Genomic DNA, 288 nt, shown 5'->3' with positions numbered 1-288 from the left:
CGTGAGCCCGGCACCCGACGCGGCGGCGTGCACGTCCTCCCGGGTGATCCGGCCGTCCCGCCCGGTCCCCGTCACCGCCCGCAGGTCGACGCCCAGCTCCCGTGCGAGCAGCCGGACCGGCGGCGGAGCGAGCGGGACCTGGGCGGCACGCGGTCCGACCGCGTCGCCCCCGGCCCGGCCGTCGGAGCCCCCGGTCTGCCCGTCGGAGCCCCCGGCTCCCGGGTCGGCTCCGGTGGACGTCCCGGGAGCGGCCTGCTCGGGCGACCCGAGCGACTGCTGGGGCGACGG

The 288-nt window shown here is 81.6% G+C and carries 1 protein-coding gene; it reads right to left on the bottom strand.

Annotated features, from left to right (window positions below):
• Window positions 1–288 (bottom strand): E3 binding domain-containing protein (locus tag GTW08_RS20000; RefSeq protein WP_202417444.1); only part of this gene is annotated, 288 nt, incomplete at both ends.

The sequence above is a fragment of the Pseudonocardia sp. SID8383 genome (assembly GCF_009864975.1).
GTDB classification, from domain to species: Bacteria; Actinomycetota; Actinomycetes; order Mycobacteriales; family Pseudonocardiaceae; genus Pseudonocardia; species Pseudonocardia alni.
Note: the sequence above shows the minus strand (reverse complement) of the source record. Positions and strands in the feature narration are given on the sequence as shown.